Source organism: Salinispora pacifica DSM 45544, from assembly GCF_000378845.1.
Lineage (GTDB): Bacteria > Actinomycetota > Actinomycetes > Mycobacteriales > Micromonosporaceae > Micromonospora > Micromonospora pacifica.
In genome coordinates this window covers 4,882,975-4,907,544 of sequence record NZ_KB905359.1, presented here as the reverse complement: position 1 = coordinate 4,907,544, position 24,570 = coordinate 4,882,975, and the positions used below count along the sequence as shown (strand labels likewise).

Sequence of the window (24,570 nt, the reverse complement as noted above, 5' to 3'; positions counted from 1 at the left end):
ATGACTGAGCAACCAACCCCCTGGCAGCTCTACCCCCGGCTGCTCCTCCGTCGGGCGGGCTTCGGCATCGACCTGTTGACCGCCCTGGCCGACGAACCGACGCGAGCAGGCGCCGCGGAGTACCGCACGGCGGCGAAACAGTTCGGGCTGTGCCGTACCAATTTGATCGAGGGCATCGCCCGGGCGGTCGCCCAGACCGATCGGCAGTCGGACCGGTCGCGACTTCGGGCGCTGTCCCGGGCCCGCAGCCGGGCGGGACGCGGCCTGTCGGTGAACCCCGAACAGCTGGACCCCGCGCTGGTTCCAGCGGCGGCGGCCTACGACACGGCGCAGGCCGAACTGGAGCAGGCGGGCCAACGGCTGACCGACGTCCTCGCCCAGGAGGCGTTGCGCCGACCGGACCGGGTGCACGCGCTGCTGGCCAACGACCGGGTCTGCGACGCGTTGCTTCAGCTCTCACCCTCGTTCTACGGCGAGGTCCTACGCTGGCGGCAGGGGTGGGCCACCCGGAGTGCCGGTGCGAACCGGAACCGGGCCAAGGACCGCGCCTTCTACCGCCGCGCCTACCTCTACGGCCAGCGCCTGGCCGCGAAGAACGAGACGACAAGTTTCTTCGGTCCGCTGGTACACGGACGGATCGACCACACGGCCGCAGGGATCGGGTTGGGCCCCGAGACCGGGTCGGGGGTCCACACGACGGAGGCGCAGACCGCGTTCTGGGCCGTGTGCGAGCTGGCCCGCAACCTCGGCGCCGATCCTGCCGTCCGCGACCAACTGCCAGTGACCTGGGTGCCGGCCTACCGTCGGCGAGCGGAGGCCGAAGCCGGAACCGGCACCGTGCAGACCAGTGCCGGGCGGCGGATCCGGCTCTCCGGCGCCCACTGGCGACTCGTTCACGACGTCAACGACCACCGTTCGGTACGGGACCTCGCGGACCTCGCCGGGATGGAGGTCGCCGAGGCACGGGTGGTCCTGGATCGGCTGCGGCAGATCGGCGCCGTCCGGCTGTGGCCCGAGCCGCCGTCCACCACCGCCCGTCCGCTGGACTGGCTGGTGGGCTTCGCGCAGGAGTATGCCGCCGGCACCGAGTGGCCGGCCCGGCTGCGCGAACTCGCCGCCCTGGCGGACCGGTACGCAGCCGCCGCCGGACACCACCAGCGGGCGGCCGTGCTCGCCGAGGTGGAGGCGGGTTTCTCGGCGCTGACGGCGACCGACGCCCGCCGGGCCGGCGGGCAGATGTACGCCGACCGGTTGGTGGTGTCGCTGGACGCCAAGGGCGACCAGTCTCCGGTGGTGGTCGGCGGCGACATCGCCCGACGCTGGGAGGAGCAGCTCACCCCGGTGCTGGATGTCGCGGCCCGATACGGCGAGCTCCAGCAGCAGGTCGCCGCAGAGTTGTGCGCGAGGGTCGTCAGCGAGACGGAGACCGGTTCGTTGCCCTATGACGAGCTGATCCGCCGGGTGCTACCAGCGGTTGAGGCCGGGGAGCTGACGGCGCTCGCCGACCCGGTACGGAAGTTCACCCAGACCTACACCGAGCTGGTACGCACCGCCCTGCGCGGGCAGGAGGCCCGGTTGTCCACCGCCGCCCTGGCGCCCCTGGCGCCCAGCCCGGGCCGGGACCGGTTCGTCAGCCCGGACCTCATGCTGGAGCGGCAGCCGGACGGAACCGACCTGCTGGTCCTGGGCGAGCTGCACCCCTACGTCTTCGCCTGGGGTTCGCAGGGGCTCTTCTGCGACGACCAGGAGCGGATGCTGGCCGACTTCACCGCGGGGCTCGAGCCGTGGGGCGGCCCCGACCAGCTCGCCACGGTCATCCGTCGACGGCGGCACAAGGGTCTGGTCGCCGACTGGTTTCCGGGACGCTTCGTCGAGGTCACCTCCGTCGCCACCGACGACCGGAAGCGCACCGTGGCGCTCGCCGACCTGACCGCCGTACTGGTCAACGGGGTGCCGCGGCTGCACGCGCCCGACGGTGAACTGACCCTCTACGCCGGCGAGGACGACCACGTCCACCTCCGGGCCTTCGCCGCACCGGGCGTGGCCCTGCCCCTGGTCCGATTCGGCGACTTCGCACCCCGAATTCGCGTCGGGGAGGTCATCGTGCAGCGGGCCCGCTGGTGGTTCAGCGCCGCTGACCTTGGCGTCGCCGAGGTCCGGGACGCCGCCACCGCGTTCCTCGCGGTGCAGTCCCTACGCGCCCGGCACGGGCTTCCCCGCTTCTGCTTCGTCTCGGCGGCACACGAGCCCAAGCCGGTCGGGGTTGACCTCGACAATCCGCTGGCCGTGGACGCGCTGCTGGCGTTGACCCTGGCCGGCGACGGGAAGGTCTCGCTGGCCGAGATGCGGCCCGCGCCAGAGGCCCTGTGGCTACGCCACGGCGACAGACCCGTGACCGCCGAGTTCCGGATCGCTATGAGAAGGGCTTCGTCGTGACCGTCCCCACCAGCGCCGGCCCGGCCGACCCCAGCTGGGAGCTGCTGCCGGTCCTCGTGCTGCGCAGCGCCGGCTTCCCCTGGCAACTGATCGAGTCCCTGACCTATCGACAGACCGCAGCGTTGCTCGGCGAGTTGGCCGCCCTGGAACGAAGGGCTGCCGAGGTAGCCGCCCGAATGCGAGCGTCGGCTCGCCTCACCCGAGGCCAGCAGAGCAAGCTACGCAACGTCCGCCCGCTACCCCCGTCGGACATCTTCGACGGCGACTGGCTCGCCGAGTGGAACGAGATCGCCGAGCAGGCGACGCGGACCCGGGACCAGCTGGAGCCGACCGTCGCGGCGGACGCGGCGACGGTCAATGCCGCGCTCGCGGAGATCCGTACCGACGCACGGATCAACGATGCCATCGTCTGCTCCTCCCCCGCCGTCCACCGGGATCTGGTCCGGGGGGCGACCGGGGGCAGGATCCGCCGCCAGCTCGCCGCGTACGCGCAGCGGCTGGCCGCGAAGAGCGAGACGATGAGCTTCTTCGGGCCGATCAACTACGGCCGGGTGGACGCCGACTCGGACGCGGCGACGACGCTGTCCTGGGCGGGCCACCGGGAGATCCGGGTTCGCCAGGCGCACTGTGCCGCCCGGGTCAACGACGCCGTCCAGACGATGATCATCGACGATGACTCGTTGGTGACGCACCTGGTGCCCATCCGCAAGACCACGGCACGCCCGCCGCGCCGAGACGACCCGGCGGCCGGGTTGATCCGGGCGGTGGACGGCGACCGCACGATCGCTGAGCTCGCCGCGGCCGGTGGCGCCGAGGTGACCCGTACGGTGGGGCTGTTCCGCACGGCCGTGGCCAAGGGGGTGCTGACGCACTCCTGGTGCCCGCCGGCGACGACGGTGGATCCGTTGCGCTGGACCCTGGAGCGGATCGACGAGGCCGGCGCCGAGACCGCCAGCCGCGCGGCGGCCGTCCGGTCGCTGCTGGTCAAGGTGCTCGACCTACTCGACAGCTACCCCTGGACCTCGCCGGAGCGCAAGCTGGCCATTCAGGCCGAGGTGGAGTCCCTGCTCCCCACCGGCGGGCCGACGAACCGCAGCCGTTTCTACAACGACCGGGTGATCATCCACGAGGCCGCGGTGGGTACTGCCCAACTGGAGCTCCGGGGGCGGCTCGCTCACGACCTGCGGGCGGCGGCCGCCCCCGTCCTGGACCTGCTGGCGCATGAGGCGGAGCTGACCCGGGTACAGACCAACCGGGCGGTGGCGCGGCGGCTCGGCCCGGGCCGCACTCCGCTGCTGCGAGCGCTGAGCGCCTGCGCGGACATGTCCATCGAGTACGGCGGCCAGCTCAGCACGGAGCTGGCCCGCGTCGTCGGCGAAGCCGGACCGGAGGCGAGTGAGCTCGACGTCGCCGGTCTGCTGCCCACTGTGCCCGCCCCCACCGCACCGGTTCTCTGCTCCATCGACGTCCTGATCGGCACGGCCGACCTGGCCGACTACGACCCGGGTACGACTCCGTTGGTGCTCGGTGACATCCACGACGCGGCGCTACTCACCCCGTGGGCCCTTCAGTTTCATCCGGAAGCGGCGACGCTGCTGGCCGAGCGCGACGCCGCCGTCCGGCGGGCCCTCGGTGACCAGACAGCCGTCAACGTGATCTCCCGGCGGACGACCGGGCTGCCGCCGTTGGAGTTCCCCGGCGTCGTACTCGAACTGGGCGGCTCCGCCACCGCGGGTCGAGACCGGATCGGTCTGGACGAACTCTGGCTTGACAGTGACGGGGAGCAGGTGGTGCTTCGGGGCGCCAGCTTTCCCGGGCAGAGCCTGCTGTTGCACAACGGCGAACTCGACACCGCGGTGCACACCGCGCTCGCGCTGCCCCGCATTCGGCGTGCCGTCCTCCCGCCGCTGCCGTACCTGCCCCGACTGCGCTGGGGCAACGCGGTCTTCTCCCGGCGGCGCTGGCTGGTGCCGAGCGCCGAGGTACAGACGTCGCTCCGCGGCCAGCGGGACCTGGACCTGCTGCTCGGTGCCGCCCGGTTGGTCACCGAACGCGCCCTGCCGAACCGCTTCTTCGTCAAGTCGCCCGCCGAACGCAAGCCGGTGTATGTCGACACCGCGAGTCCCGACCTGTTGAAGGGGATGGCGCGGCTGGCGGCCACCGCCGACCACCTCGCCATCACCGAGGCCCTGCCCGCGCCGACCGACGCCTGGCTTCGCGACGGTGAGCTGCGGTTCGCCTCGGAGCTGCGCTGCGTCTACCTGCGGGGTGGTGGACAGTGATGCGCCGGGTGATCCTGCCGCCCCTGTACGACCTGAGCCTCGAACCGATCCTGGGGCCCGCCGACGAGCTTTTCGACGCCAACGCCGAGTTCCTCGACCGGCTCTGCGCTCCGGTGCGCCTGCGCACGTTGGCCGAGTCCGCGGCGCGGCCGACGTCTGGTGTGACCACCGCCGAGACGGCCACCAAGGCGCTCTTCGCCGCGGGCGCCGCGACGATCCTGGACCGCGGGCGCTACGACTGGGGCCGACTCCGGGCGACGGGGCTGGCCCTGCGGCTGACCGCCGAAGCGGATCCGACGATCCGGTTGGCCGTAGACGATGTCGAGCTGGTCCACGGCACCACCGAGTCGGGCGCCGACGTGGTGTCTGCCGCGACCGGTACCGCCCTGTTCGGGCCGGAGGCCGACCGGGCCCGATCCTGGGCACCGGGGGCTCGCGTGCACCTGCTGGTCGAAACCGACCAGCAGCTTCCGGCCGCTGCCGCGCTGGCGAAGGCGTTGGGTCCGCACCGGGTCACGCTCTGCGGACGGTTCGCCGCCGCACACCGGAAGGCGCTACGCGCACTCGCGCCATTCGCCGGCGCCGAGATCGAGGACTGGACCCCGTCCTGGCGCCTGCGGCGAGAGTGGGCCCCGGCGGGCGAAGACATCCGCTGGGTACGCGACGCCCACCAGTGGCGCCCCGGGCCGCCCTGGGCGGGTTGGCTCGCCCCCGAGCAGGCCGTGCTGCTGCCGGCCCGAGCCTGGCGGGACTGCCGCGGGGTGGCGCTGACCGTGGCCCGCTTCTCCGCCTGGTCGGCGGTGACGGGGGTGAGTGGCGTCGACACCGACCTGGAGACGGTACGCCGACTCGTCGGCGACGACCGGCTGGCCGTCGAGCTACTGGTCGGCGCCCCCGGGCTGGATGCCGACGCGACCACCACCGCCGCCCGACGGCTGCGCTCCGGGCCCGGACCCCGGCTGGCGGGTCTGAGCCCGTTCCGGCTGACCAGCCGAAGCGGTCCACGCAGCTCGACGATGTGGGGTGGGGTGCCGCTGACCCGACAGGACGCACCGCGGCACGATCTCCCGCGCTGGGATCGTTTTCACGGTCCGGGGTCGCTCGACGACGCCGACCGGCGGCGCATCACCAGCGCCCTGACCGCCGAGTTCGGCGCCGAAACCGAGCTGTATCCGGGTCGGCTCGCCTGCTGCGCGCTCGCGCCCGGAAGCCAGCCCCCCGCCGCGTGGGAACCCTCCGCCGCGGTCGTCGAGGCCAGCGGGGCCGGGCCAGATGGGCGCGGACCCGGATCCTTCGTGGTGAACCTGCGCACGGGTAGCGCCTTTCGGCTGCACCCGAGGCTGACGCCGGTCGTACGGCGGTTGGCGAGCGGCGACGCTGCCGTCTGGCAGCACCTCAGTGACACGGTCCGTACAAAACTGTCCGGTCAGCTGGTCCGGGCCGGGGCAATCCGGAGTCCACAATGACAAGAAACTGGCGCATTGGCCGCGAGTTCATCGTGCGCCACGCGGGAATGCCGTTCGACTGGCTGGAGGAGCTGGGCGCCCCCGGTGACCTGCTGGAGCTGGCCGACGAGGTGGTTCGGCGGGAGGATGTCCTCCTGGCCAGCGTCTCGACGCACTTCACCGGCGATCGAGCCACCGGGATCCGGGCCGACGTGCTGCACGGCCGGATCGACCAGCTGCCCCGGACCGCCGGGCCGGACTGGCAGGCGGCGGTCGATGCCTGGGGAGAGGCCCTGGCCCAGTACGTCCGCGCCTACCAGGCAGCGGACGAGCAGGTGGGCAAAGAACTCCGGGAAGTGCTGGCGACGTCCCAGGTGTCCGAGGCGGTCTTCCTGTCGAACCCGGATGTCTACCGCAACATGCTGCAACCCTTCTTGGCGTATCAGGGTGCACTGAACTCACGCTGGCGGCGGGTACGCCGACAGATGTACACCTACGTGCAACGGTTCTGCGCCAAGAACGAAACCGTCAGCTTCTTCGGCCCGATGGCGTACGGCACGGTGGGCGGCGGAGACGACGCCCAGCTACGCCGAGACGTTCCCCGTACCCGCCGGGTGTTTCTCTCCCACTGGGCGGCCCGGGCCCTGGCGTTGGCCATCGCCCGAGACTCCGCGATCCTGCCGCACCTCCGCTTCCACCACACCGGCCGCGGCGCGGACCCGGGTGAGCCGATCCTGGCCCAGGTGCTCCCGGGTGGCACGACCGTCCGGCAGCTGATCCAGCGTTCGGGCCGACCCGCCGTCGAGGTGGTGCGGACACTGATGAAGCTGGTGGCGACCGAGCACCTCACCATCGGGCTCGGCGGCGGCGACTACGACCTGGACCCGCTCACGACGCTGCGCGAACAACTCGCCGCGCTGCCGGCCACCCCCGCCCGCGACCAATGGATCGCCCGGCTCGGCGATCTCGCCGCGCTCCTGACGGAGCTGGGCGAACAGCCACTGGACCGCAAGATCACCACCGTCGCCGCGGTGGAGGCCCGGTTCACCGAGATCACCGGCAAACCGGCCCGGCGGGGCGCGGGCGCCGCCTACGCCGACCGGGCGGTCTTCTTCGAGGAGTGCGCGTCCCCCTTCGCCCTCACCATCGGCGCCGATCTGATCCGGCGCTGGGAGGAGCAGCTCACCCCGCTCCTGGAGGCCTGCGTCACGCACGGTCACGCCACCCAGACCGCGGCCGCCGAGGCCGTCCGCGAGAGCTTCGCCGGCAACGGCCAGGACCGCGAACTGAACCTCCTCGAATACGCGACCCAGGCCGCCGCGGATCAGTCCGACTCCACCAGCACCTACCAGGCGACCTACGCGCCCAGCTACCCGGGTGAGGACTGGCGGTCCGAGCTGGCCCAGCTCATCGACCGGGCCAACGCCCTTGACGGCGAGCGGTACGCCGTCATCGACCTCTGCCCGGCCGCGACGGACGTGGCGGGGCTGGACGAGGCACCGCTGGTGCTGTCCCGCGCCCACCACCACCTGCTGGTCAACAGCTGGCTCGCCACCATGCATCCGGATCCGCGACGGTACGGCGCGGCCGCCACCGAGTGGGTCGCCCGACAAGCTGACGACCTGGTCGGCCTCGACCTCGGCCGCCGGAACAAGGGCTACTACCGGTTCCCCGGCCGGGAGGTCGCGATGCGTCCGCTCTCCTGGACCGACGAGGGCCGGGCGGACCTACTCAAACCCGAAGACCTCCGGGTCTCCATCACCGCCGACACGGTAACCCTCCGGGACCCGGACGGTCGCACCGTCACCGCGTACGTGCCGCTGAGCGACTTCGTCAAGTACGCGCCGATCGCCGCGCTGTCACATCCGCAGGTCCTGCACCCCACCTTCCGCGCCGCCACCGGCGGTGCGCTGCCCGAGGTCGTACTGGGGGCGGTGACCCTGCAGCGCGCCCGCTGGCGGGTACCGACCCAGACGTTGGCGGCGGCGGAGCCGCACACCCGGTTCCTCGGGCTGCGGCGGTTGGCCCGCGACACCAACGTCCGGTTCCTCTTCGGCCGCAGCGCCCACGAACGCAAGCCGTACCTGATCGATCTCGCCTCCCCACTCGCCGCCGACCTGGTCAACCACATCACCCGGGGCTGCGACGAGATCGACGTGGAGCGGATGGCACCAGGGCCCGAAGGGCTGTGGCTCCGCGACGCCGAAGGGCGGCGCTACACCAGCGAGCTGCGGATGCAGGTCGTCGGCGAAGGCGGGCCAGCATGACGCCGACGATCTGGTTCAGCGAACACTCGCTACGGCTGCGGGTCGACGTCCGACCGGACGGCTCGTTCCCGACCCAACGCTCCACCGCCCGCGGGATGAGTGTGGAGCGGCACCTCGGGGACGGCTGCACCGAACACCGTTTCACCGACGGCGACGCGCTGCTCGGGACCGGCTACGCCGGGCCGGCCGGGCCGGCCGCCGACGCCCTGCGCGAGGTCCAGGGCCGACCGGTGTTCGAGGTGACGGCGCAGCATCGCGCCCTGCTCACCGCAATCGCCGCCGAGACCGGCGCCGAACTCGTGCTCGGCGTCGCGGAGCAGCACGTCGCCGCCGGCGACCCGGAACAGGTCCGCTCCACCCACCGCTTCGTCGCGACGCTGCTGCTCACCCTGACCGGCGACGACGGCACCCGGCACACGCAGTCGGTTCGGTGGGATCCGACCGACGATCCCGGCACCCTGGCGCTGGCGGCGCGGCAGACGGCCACCCAGATGCGCGGCCGGCTCGGTCTGCCACTGGCCGAGGAGCTACCCGTGAACACCGACCTCGTTCTGCTGCCGGGGTTCGCCGGCGCGTTCTTCCACGAGCTCGTCGGGCATCCGATGGAGGCCGACGTCGTCGCTTCCGGCACCAGCTACCTGGGCCAGCAACTCGGGCACCGGGTAGCCCCACCCTGGCTGTCCATCCTCGACGGCGGCCATCTCGCCGGCGGCGGCTACCGGAGCGCCTTCGACGACGAGGGAGCCGACTCGGTGACCAGCCGGCTGATCGACCGGGGCGTGGTTGGCCGGCCGATGAACGATCTGGCCCTGGCCCAGCGCCTGAACACCACCAGAACCGGCCACGGACGGCGACAGAACTACCGTCACCCGGCGATCCCCCGGATGACGCACACCGCGGCGATACTGGAGCCCGGCGTCGAGGTCGAGGAGCCGGCCGGGGACTGGATCGCTCCCCGCGGGCTGCGGCTGGAGATGATGAACATCGCCTCGGGCGCGTTCGTCTTCCACGCGCCGATCTCCGTACTGCACCGGGCCGACGGCACCACCGCCCGGCTCGGCCCCCTCCGCATCGTCGGCGACGGCGCTCGGGCGCTGGCGCGCATACGGCCGTACGCACACCAGGTCGCCGGGTACCTCCGGGCCACCGGCGGCTGCGGAAAGCTTGGCCAGTATCCGGTCCTGGTGTCCTTCGCCAACGCGGGCCTCCGGCTCCCCGCCGGATCGGTCGGGATCCGGGCGGTGCGTCATGCCTGAGCTTCGGCTGCGCGCCTCCGGGCTGCTCACCCCCACCTCCGCCGGCCCCCGGCTGACCGTGTCGCTGGACTTCGTGCGGCTACGCCGAGACGCCTCCGGACGGGTACTCGGATCGGTTCGGGTGGACGGATCCGCCGCCGACGCGGCAGCCAAGAACGTGGCGCTGCTGCTCACCGACGCCGCCGCCCGGATCGGCGGCGCCCTCGACGGGCTGCAGAGCGCGGTCGCCACGATCCACGAGTGGCGAGCCGATACCGACCTGCCGGTATCACACCGCAGCGACCTGCTGCTCCGGGTCGAGACCGCGGCCGGGCCGGTCGTGCTCGGCACCGCCGGCCCCGGCGCACCGCCCGAGTTGGTGTCGGCCGTCGCCGGGCAGGACCTGGCGGTGCTGGCGCACCCACCAGCCGCCGAACCGCCGGCGGGCTGGCGGGATCGCCCGCTCATCCTGCGCCCGGCGCCCACGGCCGTACTCGTGGCCGGCGCGGCATTCTCCCTCTCCTCGCGCAAGGGCCGGCGGAGTGCGGCGCAACTCGCCGGGCGTCGGGTGCTACCCGCGCTGACCATCCGGGATTTCCCCGTGGTGCCGGCCGGGTACGACCGGGACGACCTCGGTGATCCCGCCGAGGCCAGCACGCTGGTGGACGCCGGCCGGATCTGTCCCCCCGGGCGGTGGCGCGACGGTGTGCCGCCGGGCCGGGCGGTCTGGGATCACGACGCTGCCGCCTGCGGCCCGCCTCCGATCGTCCGGCTCGAGCTCGACGGGCCTGATGCGTTAACCCCGCCGAACGCCATCGAGCTGCAGTGGTGTGTCGAAGGGCTCCAGCGCTACCACGGCGACGGCACGATCCGGGTCCACTGTGTGGCCCGGCCGGTGGACCGCCCCGAGGAGAGCTTCGTGGTCGTGCTGCACGGCAAGCCCATCCACCTACTCCGTCATGCCCACGGCCTGACGGGCCCCCGAACGGCTGTCTACGGCGACAGCGACGTGACCACCCGCTCGCTGGTACTCGCCAGCGCAGCCGAACTGGAAGGTGCCGGACATGCAGTCGTTTCCGTCAACCCCTGACGTCGCCATCGTCGGCGGCGGCATAGTCGGTGCGTGCCTGGCGGAGGAGTTGAGCAGCCAGGGCGCCTCGGTCCTGGTGCTGGACGCCGGTGCCGAGCCCGGACACGCGACCCATCGCGCGGCCGGGGTGGCGGTGCCCTCCCTTCGCTACCTGGACGACCAGGAGTTCTACTCCTGGCTGCGGAACGCGAAGCTGGACCTGGACGCGGACGTGGCCCGCCTGGAGCCGGAGTTCGGCACCTTCAGCGTGGTGCGGCCGATTCTGCGCGCCCTGCGCCCGCAGGACATCGAAACCTACGGCCACCTGTTGATGGAGGCGGGGTCCGGGGTGCAGGTCAGCGGCGACGACCTCGCCGCTGTCGCGACCGGCTTGAAGCTCCCCACCAGCCGACACTACCTGTACGCCGAGGGTGGACTCATGATCGACGGACGACGGTATCTGGCCGCGGTCCGCGGCCGCTGCCGAGAGCAGGGGGTCGACTGGCGACAGGGGTGCCAGGTACGCGAGGTGCGCGAGGACGGGCACCGGGTGGTGCTTCGAATGGACCAGGAGGCGCTGCACGCCGACCGGGTGGTGATCGCCGCCGGCGCGTGGAGTTCCGGCACCGGCCTGGCCGAGTCCACCGGAATCCGGCCACAACGCGGTCAGATGGTGGTGTTGCGCACCGACGAGAAGCTGACCAGCATCCTCTCCTCCGCCTACTACCTCGCCCCGGGGGTCGGCGACGACATCCTCGTCGGCGCCACCGAGGAGGACGCCGGCTTCGCCGACCACGTCACCACGAAGGGCATCGGAGCGCTGCTGCGGTTCGCCACCGCCGCCATGCCCAGCCTCGCCGCCTCCGTACCGCTGGAGCTGCGGGCGGGACTGCGACCGGTCTCCGACACCGGTCGACCGTTGGCCGGGGCGCTGCCGGGTCAGGACCGGATCTTCATCTCGGCCGGACACGCCGGCCACGGGCTGCTCTCGGCCCGTACCACCGCGAAGGGGATGGCGGCCGGGCTGCTCGGCGACGACTGGGACGCGCTGCCGTACCGCATGTGCCCGACGCACGCGCAGGGAGGCACCGCGTGATGCGCATCGACCACGTGATCCTCGGCGCCCGCACGATCGCCCCGCTCCGGGAGTTGCTCTGGGAGCGGCACGGCTTTGGGATCACCGACGGCAGCCCCAACCCGGACGGCACCGCGAGCTGGGTCGTCCCGTTCGACACCCCCGACGTCCAGTATCTGGAGCTTCTCGTCACCCACGACGAGCGGGAACTGGGTAGCACCGACTTCGGCCGGGACTTCCTGGAACGGACCGCGGACGGGCCGGCCTTCCTCAACTGGGCGGTACTCACCGACGACATCGCCGGCACCGCGCAACGGGTGGAACAGGTCACCGGCACCGACCCCGGCCTGCTGCGGGGCGAGTCGGTACGCGCCGACGGCCAGCGGGTGCCGTGGGCGGAGGCCGCGTTCGACCTGTCCTGGCGCAGCCAAGTGCTGCCGTTCTTCCTGAGCTACGGCAATCCCGCGGACCGGGCGGATCGGGTGGCGGGTGACCTGCGGGCAGCCGGGCACCGGGTGCGGCCGACCGCACTCGCGGGGCTGGCGACCGGCCCGGCCCGGGAGCGGGACTGGGCGGCACGGTGGCCCGGCCTGGCCGGGCTCGCGGTGACGATCCACGATGACGCGGGCCCCGAGATCACCGCGGTCCGGGTGGAGACCGGCGCGGGCGACACGGTGGTGCGACTGCCATGAGCCGAAGCCGAGCCGCTCGTGGCCGCCCACCGCTACCGTGGGCTCGCCGTCGACGTGCCGCGCGCCCGGTGCAGGTCCAGCAGCCGCTGCCGGGCCGACTGGTCCTGGGCTGCCTGGGCGGCGGTCCAGGCAAGCGCGACCGCGCCCTGCAGCAGTGCCCGATCAGCACCGGGGGCCACGCAGGCCGCGGCGAACTCGGGCTGGTGGTTCACCGCGTCGCCGCTGTCAATCCCGATGCTCGGGTGCAGGCTGGGCAGGGCGCGACTCACGTTGCCCATGTCGGTGCTGCCGGTGGGCATCTCCCGCTCCTGCTCAGGGGAGACCAGCGGCCGGCCCAGCTCGGTAGCCGCCGAGCGGTAGGCCTCGGACAGGAAAGGGTCGTGCACCAGTTCCGCGTAGGCGGGGGTGGCGCTGACCTCGTGCGTGCAGCCGCTGCCGACGGCGCCCGCGGCGAAGCAGTCCCGAATCCGCGACTCCAGCCGGCTCAGGGACTCCATGTCGGCCGCCCGGAGGTTGTAGCGGGCACGGGTGTGCGCCGGCACCACGTTCGGCACGTCGCCGCCGCGGGTGACGATGCCGTGCACCAGTTGGCGCGGCTCGAAGTGCTGACGCCCGACCCCCACCGCGACCTCGGCGATGGTCAACGCGTCCGCGGCGTTGACGCCCAGCTGCGGTGCGAGCGCGGAGTGGGACTCCCGACCGGTGTAGGTGACCTCCAACTCGACCAGTGCCAGCGGGCGAGGGGTGCAGTTGTCTTCCGGCGCGGGGTGGACCAGCATGGCCATCGAGACCTCGTCGAAGACCCCGGCCTCCAGCAGCGTGATCTTGCCGCCCCCATCCTCCTCGGCGGGCGTGCCGACCACGACAACTGTGAGGTCGAGCTCCGCCGCGACCTCCCGCAACGCCAGGGCCGCGCCGACCGAGGACGCGGCGATGATGTTGTGTCCGCAGGCGTGGCCGAGCCCCGGCAGCGCGTCGTACTCGGCGCAGAGCCCGACCACCAGCGGACCGTCGCCGAAGCGGGCGGTGAAGGCGGTGTCGAGGCCGCCGACGCCGACATCCACCGCGAAGCCCTCGTCGCGCAACAGACCGCTCACCTTGGCCGCGCTGCGATGCTCCCGGAACGCCGTCTCCGGCTCCGCGTGCAAGCTACGCGACAGGGCGAGCAGGCGATCCTCGGCTTGGTCCACAGCGTCCGCACACCGACGCCGTACCTCGGGGCTGAGCCTCATCCGCGGCATGTTCCCTCCCGTCGTACCGGCCGGGCCGTGGTGCCGTACCCGGCTCCTCCCGTTCCTACCCGAGCCGGCAGCCGAAAGCGAGACCAGTCAGGAGGCTCACGATGGCAGCACTGACCTGGACGGTGCCGGCCGGGCGGGGAGCATTGACCGTCGAGACCGTACCGTCGGCGCTGCTCCGCAGCACCGGCTTTCCAGTCCAGCTGGTGGCGGGGCTCGCCACCACGACCCTCATCGCCGCGGCCGACCAGGTGTTCGCCGCGGAGCAGGAGATCGAGGCGGCCCGGGTCCACTTTCTGCACGAATGCTGGCCCAGCGCGCGCGAGGCCGTCCGGGAACTCGAACCCCGCCAACGATCCCTGCGCGCGTTGCAGAGCTGTCGGCGGCGGATAGAGGCGGGGGCGCGGCTGGACGAGCGGGGCAGCGAGATCCTGGCGGCCACGGGAGCGCCGCGGTGGGCTTCGCGGTGGAACACCCTGGTCGACACGCACGCCGAACACCTGACGACGCTCCGCGCGGAGTTCGACGGTGCGCTGCGCCAGGCCCGACTGCGTACCGCGGAGGCCGCCAGCTCCGATGCCTTCCGGCACGCCGTGTTCGTGTCGAACCCGGGCTTCTTCCACTCCGCGCTGCGGACGCCGCCGCTGGAGCACCCCGGCTGGTCGGCGGCGGGTGCCGACCTACCACGGGCGCTGCGCCGCCGGCTCGACACCCTGCATCGCTACCTTCGCCGCTTCACCACCAAGTGCGAAACCGTCGCCTTCTTCGGCCCGGTGCTGTTCAGCAGCCTTCGCCCGGAACAGGACCAGGCGATTCGGGTCGGAGCACCCGGGCCCGAGCGCGTCGTGGTGGAGGCCAGCGCCTGGCTGGTCGAACAGCTCCGCGAGCAGGCCGCCGGTGAGACCCCACTACGTACCCAGCGCGCCTGGCCCAGTCCCCTGTTCCGCCAGCCGGGCCCGGAGCACGTGCTGGAACGGGTCGTGGACGGCCGCCGCTTCACCGTCGCCGCCGCCGCGCTGGCATTGTGGCAGGCGGCAGCGGAAAGCCCCGGCGCCCACCTGGCCGATCTACTGGCCGCCACCGGGACGACCGAGCAGTCCGACGAACGCCTGGCACGGTTGGTGCGGGCGCTGGGGCCGGCGCTGACCGTCTCGCCCTGGCGCCTTCCGGCCACCGAGCTCCACGCGTTGACCCGACTCGCCAGCGAGCACCCCACCCCCACGGTTGCCGAACTCGCCACCTGTCGGGACAGGTACGCCCAGGCCGGATGGCCGGACCGCGTCCCACAGCTCGCCGCGGCGCAGCAGGCCAGTGCCCGGGCCGGCGGGGACGCCTCCCGCAACAGTGGACAGCACTACGCCGATCGGGAACTGTTCCACGAGGACAGGTCAAGTCCACTGAGCGAGCAGGTCAGCCTCGGCGCGCCCATCGTTGACCGGATCCGTCAGGTCACCGAGGCCGTCCTCCCGCTGACCTTCCTGGCCGCCCTGCTGGCCCGCGAGGACGCCCGGGACGCGCTGTGTACCGCGCTGCGGGGCACGTCGGCCCCGCTCGCGGCCCTCGCAGCGCGGGAGATCCCCGCCCGTACCGATCGGCGGGACCAGTTGGATGGCATCCTGCACGAGCTGGTCACGAAGGCCGTCGGAGACCTGACGGTGGTCGCCGACCGTCCACCGGTCGTCGACCTCGACCCACACGTACTCGCCGATGCCCTCGCCCCGTTGTGGGACCTGGTCTCCCTCGACCCGGACGACGCCTGCCTGCCCAGCCCCGACCTGATGGTTGTCGGCCCGGACCCCGCCACCGCCACCTGGGTGCTCTCGGAGCTGCACGACGACTGCAGCTCCATCTTCGGGGGGCTGGAGCGACCCCTGCACAGCGATCCGGACGGGCTCTGGGCGGACTTCGTGACCCGGGTCGAGCAGGCGGTGTCGCCACGGACGGCCGCGACGATCGTCTCCCGCCGCCGCAGCGCCCACGTCACCCCGGAACTGCCGGGGGTGGCGATCGAACTCAGTGGCCTGTCGAGCAAGGACCGCGCCGAGGTGGTGCCGATCGCCGAGGCCCACGTCCCCGCCGCCGCAGACGCCGTCCTGATCGATGGCGAACGCCGGCTGCTGTGGCCGGGAGACCTCTCCTCCACCCTGCACCGGGCGCTCTCCCGCCCGGCGCTCGGCCCGGTCTCGATCGACCTCGGCAGCTACACGCCGCGCATCGTCGTCGGCGGTGTCGTGCTGCAACGCGCCCGGTGGCGGGTACGGCTCCCGGAACGCGCCGAGGACGCGTACGGGCAGTGGTTGGCGCTGCACCGCATCCGGGCGCAGCACCGGCTGCCGCGCCACGTCTATGTCCGGCATCCCGCCGAACCAAAGCCGCTGTACGTCGACTTCGCCGACCCGATGGCGGTGCTCGACCTCGCCCGTCTCACCTCGGCCGACGTCGTGGTCTCCGAGATGCTGCCCACGCCGGAGCAGCTGTGGTGGCGCCCCAACGACCAGCCGCACTGCGCCGAGCTCCGCCTCGGTGCGGTGGTACGACCGACAGCCCCGGCCCGCGCGGACGAGGACGATGCCGTCCCCCACCGCACGTAGCCACCGCAACCGCAACCAAGGAGAAGGTCATGACCGAGAAGAGCAGCCTTACCGCCCAGGTCCGGGACGCCTACGACAAGTCCGCCGACCAGTACGATTCCGCCGGCCAACTCGTCTTCCACCCACTGGGCAAGATGGTCGCCGACCGGCTGGAGCTCACCCCGGGTGAGCGGGTGCTCGACCTCGGCTGCGGCCGGGGCGCCTGCCTGTTTCCCATCGCCGCCCAGGTCGGTCCCGGGGGGTTCGTGCTCGGCATCGACCAGGCGCCCGGCATGGTTGAGGCGTGTGGGGCCGACCTTGCGGCCCGCGGACTGGCCGACCGGGCACAGGTCCGGCTCGGTGATATCCAGAGCTTCACCGTTGACCAGCCCTTCGACGCAATCAGCGCCGGTATGGTCCTGTTCCTGCTACCGGCGCCGCAGCAGGCGTTGGCCGCTGCCGCGGCGGCGCTGCGCAGCGGCGGACGGCTGGTCGCGACGACCTTTCCCACGGAGAACGGTCGACTCGCCGCCGGCTGGGAGTCGGCGGAGATTCTGGCCGAGGTGCTGTCCGCCCATCTCCCGGAGGGCGTGGACGATCCGTGGCGGCTGGTCCTCGGTCTCGACGGACCGCTGGTCTCCGAGGAGTCGACCGCCGCAGCGGTTCTGGCGGCGGGCTTCACCGATGTCGAGATTCAGCACGTTCCAGCGAAGTCCCGATTCGAGTCAGTCGACGACTATCTCGCCTGGACCTGGACGGTCACCCCGCGCATGCAGTGGGAACTGGTGCCGCCGGAGCGACGGACCGAGGCGACCGATGCGGCCCGGACCGCGTTGCGGAGCCTGGCGGGCTCCGACGGTTCGCTGGAGTTCTCCTGCCCGACCCGGACGATCCGCGCCCTTCGTTGACCGACGCCCTGCCCTGACCGGCGTCGTCCGTTGACCGGCATCGTCCGCCCACATCTACCCCAGAGTACGAAGCCGAAAGGTACGAAGACATGCGTAGCGAGTTGATCCGGCCGCTGTCCGAGCTACTCGGCGGACACGCCGCCCAACGCGGAGACAAGATCGCCTTCGCCGACGGTAAGCGTGGCGTCAGCTACGCCGACCTCGATCGGCGGACCGCTCGACTGGCCGGGCACCTGGCCGCCCTGGGGTTGGCGTCCGGTGGGCGAGCCGTGATCCTGATGGGTAACAGCGTCGAGGCGGTGGAGAGCTCCCTCGCGGTGATCCGGGCCGGCGGCATCGCGGTACCGCTCAACCCACAGGCCGCCACAGCTGAGATCGACTACCTCCTCGAAGACGCCGAACCGACGGTCATCGTGTGCGACCCGGCCCGCTTCGACCAGGTGGGCCGGCGGCACCGCCCGGGCCAACCGCCACGGATCATCTGCACCGGCGAGGCTTCAACGGCGGAGCGCGCCGCAGCAGCGACGGTGAGTTACGAAGAGCTGATGGGCACCGAGCCGAGCGGACCGGCCCCGGACGAGGCCCCCCTGGACGACCCGGCGTGGATGCTCTACACGTCCGGGACCACCGGCCGGCCAAAAGGGGTGCTGTACTCACTGCGCAGTTCGTTGTGGCTGGTGGCGGCGGGCCATGCGCCGGTGCTGGGGCTGTCGGAACAGGATCGTCTGTTGTGGCCGATGCCGTTGTTCCACGGGCTCGGGCAGAACCTCTGCGTGTTGGGGGTTACCGCGGTCGGCGCGAGTGCGCGGCTGATGAGCGGGTTCGCGCCGTCCGAGGTTCGCGACCTCCTGCGCGAGGAGGCCGTCACGTTCCTGGCCGGGGTGCCGACCACCTACCACTACCTACTGGACCAGGACGCCGACGCCAGCACCGACCTCTCCGCACTACGACTCGGCTTCGTGGCGGGATCGGCGAGCGGCGCCGCCTTGGGCAGACGCTTCGAGGAGGCGTTCGGTGTTCCCCTGGTGGACCAGTACGGGTCCTCCGAGACCGGCGCCATCACCTCGAACCGGCCGTTCGGGGAGCGGGTCCCCGGTTCCGTCGGGCCGCCGCTGCCCGGCGTGGACATCCGCCTGGTCGACCCGGAGACCGGCCAGGACGTGCCGCCCGGAGAGGAGGGCGAGGTCTGGGTCGCCGGACCGAACCTCATGCTCGGCTACCACCGGCAGCCCGATGCCACCGCCGCGGTCCTGCGCGACGGCTGGTACCGCACCGGGGACCTTGGGCGACGGGACGCCCTGGGACACCTGACCCTGACCGGCCGGCGCAAGGAGCTGATCATCCGTGGGGGCGAGAACATTCACCCCGTCGAGGTCGAGGAGGTGCTGCGCGCCGCCGCCGGGGTAGCCGACGTGGCGGTGGGCGCCGAATCACACGACGTGCTCGGTGAGGTCCCGGTGGCCTATCTGGTGCCGGGCCCGGAGGGCGTGGACGCGGCGACGGTCTTCGCGCACTGCCGGCGGCTGCTCTCCTTCTTCAAGGTTCCGGACAAGCTCTACACCATCGAACGCGTCCCACGGACCAGCACCGGCAAGATCACCCGACACCTGCTGGCGGAGGCGAACCCCCAGCTGCTGGGCATCGCCAACCCGGACGGCGAGCCCGACGAGGCCGGGCCGATCGACGGTACGGAGTGGGCAGCACAGTTGCGGGAGATGCCGCCGAACGAGCGGACCCGGAGCGTCCTGGAGCTGATCCGCGCCGAGGTGGCCCGTGCCGTGGGGCTGGACACCGCCGATCAGGTCCGACCCGACCAGCCCTTCGTCGACCTCGGGCTCGGCTCCCTCGCCGTCGTCGGGGTTGGTCAGCGGCTCTGCGCGCGAGTCGGGCTACGGCTGCCGGCGACCGTCGTTTTCGACCATCCGACGCCTACCGCCCTTGCGGCCCGGCTGGTCACCGAGGTGAGCGGAGCGAGCGCACCGGCCGAACCCACCGCTACCCCGGAGCGGACCGGCTGGGCCAACGCCGACGAGCCGATCGCCATCGTCGCGATGGCCTGCCGCTTCCCCGGCGGAGTCGATGATCCGGACCAGCTCTGGACGCTGATCGCCGAAGGACGGGACGCCACCACGGAGCTCCCGGAGGACCGGAACTGGCCGCTGGACACCCTCTTCGACCCGGACCCGGACCACCTCGGCACCAGCTATGTGACCCGGGGCGGGTTTCTCGCCGACCCCGCCGGCTTCGACGCCGCCTTCTTCGGGATCAGCCCACGGGAGGCCACCGCGATGGACCCACAGCAGCGGATCCTCCTGGAGATCGCCTGGGAGGCGTTCGAGCGCGCCGGAATTGATCCCACCCGGATGGCCGGCTCGCCGACCGGTCTCTTCATCGGCACGAAGGGGCAGACGTACAGTTCCCTGGCCACCGCGGCCTCGGAGTACGAGGGCTACCTGGGCTTCGCCACCTCGGGCAGTGTGCTGTCTGGACGCGTCGCGTACACCCTCGGGTTGGAGGGTCCGGCCATCACGGTGGACACCGCCTGCTCGGCGTCGTTGGTGGCGCTTCACCTGGCCTGTCAGTCGCTGCACTCCGGGGAGTCCCGCCTCGCCCTCGCCGGTGGGGTCACCGTGATGGCCACCCCCGACGATCTGATCACGTTCAGCCGGCAGCGCGGTCTGGCCGCGGATGGCCGGGTCAAGGCGTTCGCCGCGGCCTCGGACGGCACCGCCTTCGGCGAGGGTGCGGGGGTCGTGCTGTTGGAGCGCCTCTCGGACGCGCGCCGGGCGGGACGGAAGGTACTCGCCGTCATCCGGGGCAGCGCGGTCAACCAGGACGGTACGTCGAACGGACTCACCGCCCCCAACGGCCAGGCCCAGCAGCGGTTGATCCGGCAGGCCCTCGCCGCCGCCCGGCTCGGCCCCGCCGACATCGACCTGGTCGAGGCGCACGGCACGGGGACCGCACTCGGTGACCCCATCGAGGCCGAGGCGATTCTCGCCACCTACGGGCAGGGGCGGGCACCGGAGCAGCCGGTCTGGCTCGGATCCGTCAAGTCCAACATCACCCACACCCAGGCGGCTGCCGGTGCTGCCGGTCTCATCAAGGTGGTGCAGGCGATGCGCCACCAGACCCTCCCGGCCACGCTCCACGTCGACCAACCCTCGCCGCACGTCGACTGGACCTCCGGCCAGGTACGCCTGGCGACCGAGCCCCGGCCCTGGCAGGTGTCCGGCCGGCCCCGGCGGGCCGGGGTCTCCGCCTTCGGGATCAGCGGCACCAACGCGCACGTGGTCGTGGAGGAGAGCCCGGTTGAGCCGCCGGTGTCGGCGAGCGTTGCCGAGCCCCGGAGCCCCGCCGTCGTACCCTGGCTGCTCTCCGCCAAGTCGCCGGTGGCGCTGCGGACGCAGGCGGCCCGGCTGGCCTCGATGGCGCGCTCCACGCCAGAGCTCAGCCCGGTGGCCGTGGGCCGCGCGCTGGCTCGCTCGCGCGCGAGTCTGGATCATCGGGCGACCGTGGTGGGTACGGAGACCAAGCAACTCCTGGCGGGCCTGGAGGCCCTCGCCTCGGGTACGCCGTCGGCCGGGCTGACGATGGCACGCGCGGTGCCCGGCCGGGCCGTGGCTGCGCTCTTCACCGGCCAGGGCGCGCAGTACCAGGGCATGGGCCGGCACCTCTACGACAGCTTCGACGTCTTCGCCGACACGCTGGACGAGGTCTGCGGTCACCTGGCACCGGAGGTACGGTCGGCCCTGCTGACGCCCGCTGAGGCGCCGGACGACGAGTCGATCCACCAAACCGGTCTCGCCCAGCCGGCCCTCTTCGCGCTGGGGGTCGCCCAGTTCGCCCTGCTGCGTTCCTGGGGGGTACACCCGAGCGTGCTCGCTGGGCACTCCATCGGCGAGCTCACCGCGGCACACGTGGCCGGGGTGCTCTCGCTGCCGGATGCGGCCCGCCTGGTCAACGCCCGGGGTGCCCTGATGCAGGCGCTGCCCCCGGGCGGGGCGATGCTCGCGGTCAAAGCCACCGAGGAGGAGCTCCTGCCCCTGCTCGGCGGGGAGGAGGGGCGGATCGGAATCGCCGCGATCAACGCACCCCGGTCGGTCGTCGTCTCGGGCGACGAGGAGGCCGTGACCTCGCTCGCCGCCCGACTGGCCGAGCACGGGCGGCGGGCCACCCGTCTCCGGGTGAGCCATGCCTTCCACTCTGCCCACATGGATCCCGTCCTGGACGACTTCCGGGCCGTCGCCGAGTCGCTGACCTACCGGCGACCGACCATCCCCATCGTCTCCACCGTCACCGGCGCGGCCGCAGGTGCGGAGCTACTCACCCCGGAGTACTGGGTCGGGCAACTCCGCCAGCCGGTTCGCTTCGCACCGGCGGTAGACGCGATCCGTAGGCAGGGGACCGACACCTTCGTCGAGCTCGGTCCGGACGGGGTGTTGACCGCGCTGGTGCGGGAGACCCTCGGTGCGGACGAGCACCACGCGGTGTCGTTGTGCCGTCGCGGCCGGTCGGGCGCCGAGGTCGCTGCCCTGGGCGCCCTGCACGCCCTCGGTCTCCCGGTGGAGTGGGAGGGTTTCTTCCCGCCAACCGGCGGACCCGAGGTCGACCTACCCACCTACCCGTTCCAACGACGGCGCTACTGGCTCCCACCGGCCACCGTGCCGCCGCCCGCCAGCCCGGGTCCGGCCCCCCGCGAGCTGGTTGCGGGGGCCGACCCGTCCCACCTCTCCGCGGCGGCTACCCAGCGATCCGCCGGCACCGGGCCGTCGACGGGCGCCACCCCGGCAGCCGATGCCGCGCAGTTGGCCGGCGCCATGCTCGCGGCTCGACTCGGCCCGCTGGACGAGGAGGAGCAGTTCCTGGAGCTGGTCCAGACCGTCAAGACTCTGGTCGCCGCCGTACTCGGTCACGCGGACCCGGACGAGCTCGATCCGGACGAGTCCCTGCTGGATCTGGGCTTCGACTCCCTCACCGCTGTGGAGCTGCGCAACCAGATCCGCGACCTCAGTGGGGTCAACCTCCCCGCCTCGCTGGTCTTCGAATACCCCACCGTGGCAGTCCTCGCCGATCACCTGCTGGGCCGGGTGCTCCGCGCCGCCGACGACGATGAGGAGCAGGTGGACTTCGCCGCCGAGGTAAGTCTGGCCGCGGACATCGTCTGCGCGGACGAGGTCATCACCGCCGCCACCGAGCCCCGCGAGGTCCTCCTCACCGGAGCGACCGGCTTCCTCGGCGCGTTCCTCCTCCGCGACCTGATGCGGAGCACGAACGCCGTGGTGCACTGCCTCGTTCGGTCCACCGATGAGAAACCGGCCCTGGACCGGCTACGGGACAACCTCGAGTGGTATCAGCTCTGGGACGAGATCGATCCGAACCGGTTGTCCGTGGTCGTCGGCGACCTGGCCACTCCCGGGTTCGGCCTGTCGACGCAGCGGTACGACGAGTTGTCCCGCCGGGTCGACGCGGTCTACCACGCGGCTGCCACCGTCAACGGGCTCTACCCGTACTCCTCGCTGAAGGCCGCGAACGTGACCGGCACCGAGGAGATCCTGCGGCTGGCCGCCCGGCATCGCAGCGTTCCGGTCCACCACGTGTCGTCCACGGGTGTCTTCGCCGCCGAGGTCGTACCCGGGGTCGCTTTGAAGTCGACCGACCTGCCGGGGCCCGCCACGGCCCTCTCCTCCGGGTACCGACAGACCAAGCTGGTCGCGGAGCAGATCATCGAGATCGCCCGGGAACGCGGGCTGCCGGTGTCGATCTATCGAGTCGATGAGATCTCCGGCGACTCGGAGTTGGGCCGCTGCCAACGGCACGACTTCGTGTGGCTGAGCATGAAGGGCATCCTGCAGGCGGAGGCCGTTCCGGCCGACCCGGCCGGGATCTTCCACCTCGTGCCCGTCGACTACGTCAGCTCAGCGATCCTGGGGTTGTCCCGGAACCCGGCCGCCGGCAACCGCAACCACCACCTCGCCAACCACACGCATCTGCCGTTCGTCGAGATGATGGACGCACTGCGGGTGCGGGGCTATCGCCTCGACGAGTTGGGCTGGGACCCGTGGGTCAGGCGGGTACGGTCCAACCCCGAAAACAGCATGGTGGCGATGGTCGACAGCTTCGAGTCCACCATCTACAGCGGACGTAATCACTACCTGACGGTTGACACCGCCGAAACCCGCGCGTTGCTGGCCGGCACCGGCATCGACTGCCCGGCCATGACCCAGGACCTGTTCGCGAAGTACGTCGACTTCTTCGTCCGGGTGGGCTACTTCCCGCCGCCCGGCGCGCACCCGGCGCCGGCCTCCGCCGGCGGTCGCCTCCACATCCGCCCGGCGACCACCGCCGACCTGCCGCGGTTGGCCCAGATCTGCTATCGGGCATTCGAGGACACCAACGCCGCGCTGGGTCTACCACCGGAATGGTCCTCGGAGCAGGCGGTGCTGGAGATGCTCCAGGGACGGCTCGCCGCACCGAGCTGTGTGAGTGAGGTAGCGGTCGATGCGACGGGCTCGGTGGTGGGCTCCAACTTCTTGGTGCTGGGTGAGGAGGTCGCCGCCTTCGGGCCGGTGAGCGTCGCCCCCGACGCGCAGGGAGGTGGGGTGGGCCGGCTGCTGATGGAGTCGATAGTCACCGCCAGCGAGCGGCGTGGCTGTTCCTCCGTACGGGCCGTCCAGGTCGCCAACAACACCTGGGCCTACCGGCTGTACTCGTCACTCGGCTTTGTGCCACAGGAACAGCTCTCCCTGATGGTGGGGTACGCCCCGCCGACTCCCGGCAACATGGCGGGCTTCGAGGTGCGTGCCATGACCGAGGCGGATGTTCCGGGCTGCCAATCCCTGTACCGCAAGATCAACGGACACTCCCGGGACAGTGAGATCCACATGGCGGCCAAGCGGGCCTTCGAGTGGTCGATGCCGTACGTGGTGCTGGACAAGACCAACGGGGAACTCGCCGGCTACACCACCGGCCTGGCCGACCTGGGCCACCTGACCGCCACGTCGGAGGCGGCGGCGCGGGCGCTGTACGCCGGAGCGGGTGAGCTGATGCGCCGCCAGGATCCCCACGGCCTGGCCCCCCGGCTACGCATCCCGGGCCGGCTGGCACCAGGCCTGCTCAGCTGGGCCGCCCGCACCCGAGGGGTCGCGCTGCTCCGCCTGGAGACCCTGATCTCACTGGGCAGCTACACCACACCGGAGGGCGGGGTGTACTGCCCCGGGCTGTCCTACTGAATCTCACTGGAAGATCAACTCGGCCCGGGAGGGGCGTCGGGGCGGCTCGTGAAGCCGCCCCGACAAGCCCGGCGAGTCCGGGGCCACACCCGGGCGGTCGACCCGACGCTCCTCGGCCCGC

General features: G+C 72.1%; 12 protein-coding genes. 11 read left to right on the top strand and 1 reads right to left on the bottom strand.

The genetic code is table 11. The features are described 5' to 3' along the window. The 8 genes from SALPAC3_RS0122460 to SALPAC3_RS0122425 are packed head-to-tail and all read left to right on the top strand — an operon-like array spanning position 1 to position 12,501. Positions 1–2,436, top strand: a complete 2,436-nt coding sequence (locus SALPAC3_RS0122460) for a lantibiotic dehydratase (RefSeq protein ID WP_018223417.1) — start codon at positions 1–3, stop codon at positions 2,434–2,436. After that, positions 2,433–4,718, top strand: coding sequence for a lantibiotic dehydratase (locus tag SALPAC3_RS0122455; RefSeq protein WP_018223416.1), 2,286 nt, complete (start codon positions 2,433–2,435; stop codon positions 4,716–4,718). The genes SALPAC3_RS0122460 and SALPAC3_RS0122455 overlap by 4 nt, the downstream gene beginning before the upstream one ends. After that, positions 4,715–6,184, top strand: coding sequence for a hypothetical protein (locus SALPAC3_RS0122450; RefSeq protein WP_026185822.1), 1,470 nt, complete (start codon positions 4,715–4,717; stop codon positions 6,182–6,184). Before SALPAC3_RS0122455 ends, SALPAC3_RS0122450 begins: the two co-directional genes overlap by 4 nt. Continuing rightward, entirely contained in the window at positions 6,181–8,430 is a 2,250-nt protein-coding gene (locus SALPAC3_RS0122445) for a lantibiotic dehydratase (protein ID WP_018223414.1), read from the top strand. Before SALPAC3_RS0122450 ends, SALPAC3_RS0122445 begins: the two co-directional genes overlap by 4 nt. After that, positions 8,427–9,686 carry a metallopeptidase TldD-related protein gene (locus SALPAC3_RS0122440; protein ID WP_018223413.1) on the top strand — a complete coding sequence of 420 codons (1,260 nt, stop codon included), beginning with the start codon at positions 8,427–8,429 and terminating at the stop codon, positions 9,684–9,686. The genes SALPAC3_RS0122445 and SALPAC3_RS0122440 overlap by 4 nt, the downstream gene beginning before the upstream one ends. After that, positions 9,679–10,755, top strand: coding sequence for a hypothetical protein (locus tag SALPAC3_RS0122435; protein ID WP_018223412.1), 1,077 nt, complete (start codon positions 9,679–9,681; stop codon positions 10,753–10,755). Before SALPAC3_RS0122440 ends, SALPAC3_RS0122435 begins: the two co-directional genes overlap by 8 nt. After that, positions 10,730–11,830: an NAD(P)/FAD-dependent oxidoreductase gene (locus SALPAC3_RS0122430; RefSeq protein ID WP_018223411.1), complete on the top strand. Its 1,101-nt coding sequence runs from the start codon at positions 10,730–10,732 to the stop codon at positions 11,828–11,830. The genes SALPAC3_RS0122435 and SALPAC3_RS0122430 overlap by 26 nt, the downstream gene beginning before the upstream one ends. After that, on the top strand, positions 11,830–12,501 hold the full coding sequence (locus SALPAC3_RS0122425) for a VOC family protein (protein ID WP_018223410.1): 672 nt from the start codon (positions 11,830–11,832) through the stop codon (positions 12,499–12,501). Before SALPAC3_RS0122430 ends, SALPAC3_RS0122425 begins: the two co-directional genes overlap by 1 nt. Before the next feature lie 32 nt (positions 12,502–12,533). On the opposite strand, the gene SALPAC3_RS0122420 is transcribed toward SALPAC3_RS0122425, so the two are convergent. Further along, positions 12,534–13,742 (bottom strand): M20 family metallopeptidase, encoded by a 1,209-nt coding sequence (locus tag SALPAC3_RS0122420; protein ID WP_026185821.1) that lies wholly within the window; start codon positions 13,740–13,742, stop codon positions 12,534–12,536. A 101-nt stretch (positions 13,743–13,843) separates the two neighbouring features. Between SALPAC3_RS0122420 and SALPAC3_RS0122415 the strand changes: the two genes are divergently transcribed. The 3 genes from SALPAC3_RS0122415 to SALPAC3_RS0122405 all read left to right on the top strand — a co-directional run bounded on the left by SALPAC3_RS0122415 (position 13,844) and on the right by SALPAC3_RS0122405 (position 24,449). Beyond that, positions 13,844–16,330 carry a lantibiotic dehydratase gene (locus SALPAC3_RS0122415; RefSeq protein WP_018223408.1) on the top strand — a complete coding sequence of 829 codons (2,487 nt, stop codon included), beginning with the start codon at positions 13,844–13,846 and terminating at the stop codon, positions 16,328–16,330. A gap of 29 nt (positions 16,331–16,359) precedes the next feature. Next, the gene (locus SALPAC3_RS0122410; protein ID WP_018223407.1) at positions 16,360–17,217 is read left to right on the top strand and encodes a methyltransferase domain-containing protein; all 858 of its coding nucleotides are present in this window, start codon (positions 16,360–16,362) and stop codon (positions 17,215–17,217) included. A gap of 89 nt (positions 17,218–17,306) precedes the next feature. Further along, positions 17,307–24,449: a type I polyketide synthase gene (locus SALPAC3_RS0122405; RefSeq protein WP_026185820.1), complete on the top strand. Its 7,143-nt coding sequence runs from the start codon at positions 17,307–17,309 to the stop codon at positions 24,447–24,449. The last annotated feature ends 121 nt before the right edge of the window (positions 24,450–24,570 follow it).